The organism is Amycolatopsis echigonensis (assembly GCF_014174495.1).
GTDB lineage: Bacteria > Actinomycetota > Actinomycetes > Mycobacteriales > Pseudonocardiaceae > Amycolatopsis > Amycolatopsis echigonensis.
On sequence record NZ_JACJHR010000289.1, the window covers coordinates 1 to 325 of the forward strand.

General features: G+C 67.1%; 1 protein-coding gene. It reads right to left on the minus strand.

All coding sequences use genetic code 11. The annotated features are described in order from the left end of the window. A partial coding sequence (locus H5411_RS46810) for a thiamine pyrophosphate-dependent enzyme (RefSeq protein ID WP_246370577.1) occupies window positions 1–325 on the minus strand: 325 nt, incomplete at both ends.

The following is a 325-nucleotide window of genomic DNA, read 5'->3' on the forward strand; positions in this document are numbered from 1 at the left end:
CGGGATGAGCCGGGACGCGGCTTCGTCCTTGTCCTTGAGCACGTCGAAGGCGCCGTCGTTGAAGATCGGGCAGTTCTGGTAGATCTCCACCAGCGCCGAGCCGCGGTGTTTCGCGGCCGCCTCGAGGACTTCGGTGAGGCCCTTGCGGTCGGAGTCCAGCGCGCGGCCGACGAACGAGGCTTCCGCGCCGATCGCCAGCGACAGCGGGTTGAACGGCGTGTCCAGCGAGCCCATCGGGGTGGACTTGGTGACCATGCCCTGGCCGGAGGTGGGGGAGTACTGGCCCTTGGTGAGCCCGTAGATCCGGTTGTTGAACAGCAGGATC